This is a genomic window from Glutamicibacter sp. BSL13 (assembly GCF_052928425.1).
This window is the reverse complement of sequence record NZ_JAVGCZ010000194.1, coordinates 1-1,971: the sequence shown is the minus strand read 5'-3', so window position 1 is coordinate 1,971 and position 1,971 is coordinate 1. Positions and strand designations below refer to the sequence as shown.

Genomic DNA, 1,971 nt, shown 5'->3' with positions numbered 1-1,971 from the left:
GGGAGCATGATGACTATCATGCCGGGAAGTTCAAGATCGTTGATGTGAACGGGTTGCCGCATGTGGTGTTGCCCAAGCATCTGGATCCTTCCCAGACCCCGCGGCGTAACCGGTACTGGTTCGCCAGTTGGGAAGACCCTTCCAAACCAGGGCAGCAAGCAGCCCGGCAAAAGCCACCGGAACAAAAACCAGTCCCGGGTCAGACGAACCCGACAAAGCCGGACGGCCCGCCACCGGATACCACCAAACGCAACAGCAGTCGTCGTAGGGGGTCGAGGACCGGGCCGGGCCGTGGGCAGGACCCGCCAGCGGCCACCCCACCTAAAGCAGCCGACAGCTAGAGTATTCGGCTACGCTCGCCAAGCGACGTGCTCACCGTCCACGGCGATGATATTTTGAAATCCATGCAAACCAATGATGTCCGCCAGTCCTATGCGGCACGGGCAGCTGAATACTCCGAGGTGCTCGGCTCAATGAGTCAGATGGCTCCGCAGGATCAGGAAGACATCACCGGCTGGGCGCGGAGCATTGTGGGGCCGATCGCCGATGTTGGTTGCGGCCCGGGTCATTGGACGCAGTTTCTGTCGGATCGGGGTGCCGACGTGATTGGCGTGGATTTCGTCGACGAGTTCCTGGACATTGCCCGATCGCGTTTTCCTCAACAACGCTTCATAAACGCGGATCTGGCCTCGTTGGGTTTCATGGATGGCTCGATGGCAGGGCTGCTCGCCTGGTATTCCACGATCCACTGCGCCCCTGACACCGTGCCGGCGATACTACGGGAATTCGCGCGCGTCCTGCGGCCGCAGGGAACGCTCATGCTGGGGTTCTTCGAGGGCGATCGCATTGAGGCCTTCCCCCATCAGGTCGTCCGGGCCTACCGCTGGCCCGCGGACGGAATGATCGACGTGCTGGCCGATGCCGGTTTCTCGGTAATAGACCTGAGCACGCGCACCGACCCCGGGGTGCGTCCGCATGCCGCCATCACCGCAAATCTCGTTCGGCGCTAGGCCTTCCCTCCCCCGGATTGGAAAGACCAGGGCGAACACGCGATGCCGACATCACTCACCGTCGCTGACGGCCTCCTGCTGTGCTGGAAAGAGTCGCGCAGCACCGAATGCGCAACGGCGCGCACCCGGTTCCGTCCGGCCCGGGCGGGGCCGCGGAAATCAGGTGCGCGCCGTGGTCGCTGCGATCGAATAATCAGGCGTCGGGAATGTGGATGTGTCCGTCTTCCTTCAGTGCCGCGCGCAGCTTCTGCGCATTCGCGTCCATCCTAGCCGGATCCGGGTTCTCATCCACCCGGCCCAGGTCGAAGTCAGCCAACGAGTTCGTCGGCCACACGTGAACGTGCAGGTGCGGCACCTCGAACCCGGCGATCATGATCCCGGCACGGGCGGAATTGAAGACGCGCTTCTGGGCCCGGCCGATGTTCCCGGCGACCTTCATCAGGTGTGCCATCAGCTCGTCGGAGGCGTCGGTGAACTCGTCGATCTCCTCGCGCGGAACCACCAGGGTGTGGCCGTCGGTGATCGGCCCAATGGTCAGGAAGGCGACGCACTGCTCGTCCTTCCAGATGAAGCGGCCGGGGATCTCGCCTTCGATGATCTTGGTAAACAGGGTGCTCATGTGCGCCTTTCAGTGTTCGCCCGGCAGCGGCCGGGGTTGTGCGGTGTGGCGGGGTCAGCTGTGCGCCGTGCCGCCCTAGTGGCGGTGGGTTTCGTCGCTGGTGGCCACGTCGTTTTGCGGGTAGGAGCTGTACTGCGACCAGGACCCCGGGTAGAGCGCGGCGTCGATCCCGGCTTCGTGCAGAGCCAGGATCTGGTGCGCGGCGGTGATCCCGGAACCGCAGTAGGCGGCGGCTGCCCGGCCGGAGGGTTCCAGCCCGAGCTTGGCAAAGCCCGCGCGCAGCTGCTCGGGCTGGCGGAAGCGGGCGGCATCGTCCAGGTTCTCGGTGGTGGGACGGTTCAG

Annotated in this window: 3 protein-coding genes; 1 reads left to right on the top strand and 2 read right to left on the bottom strand. The window is 64.5% G+C overall.

Annotated features, from left to right (window positions below):
* The first annotated feature begins 368 nt into the window (after nucleotides 1–368).
* Nucleotides 369–1,010, top strand: a complete 642-nt coding sequence (locus tag RCJ92_RS15755) for a class I SAM-dependent methyltransferase (RefSeq protein ID WP_446755103.1) — start codon at nucleotides 369–371, stop codon at nucleotides 1,008–1,010.
* Between the two features lie 193 nt (nucleotides 1,011–1,203).
* On the opposite strand, the gene RCJ92_RS15750 is transcribed toward RCJ92_RS15755, so the two are convergent.
* Both RCJ92_RS15750 and RCJ92_RS15745 read right to left on the bottom strand, forming a co-directional pair.
* Entirely contained in the window at nucleotides 1,204–1,629 is a 426-nt protein-coding gene (locus RCJ92_RS15750; protein WP_446755102.1) for an HIT family protein, read from the bottom strand.
* Nucleotides 1,630–1,704: 75 nt separating this feature from the next.
* On the bottom strand, nucleotides 1,705–1,971 hold a 267-nt coding region (locus tag RCJ92_RS15745; RefSeq protein WP_446755101.1), incomplete at its 5' end, for a sulfurtransferase.

Excerpts from the sequence above, each read along its gene's own strand:
- RCJ92_RS15750 (WP_446755102.1), bottom strand. The coding sequence starts at position 1,629 with ATGAGCACCCTGTTTACCAAGATCATCGAAGGCGAGATCCCCGGCCGC.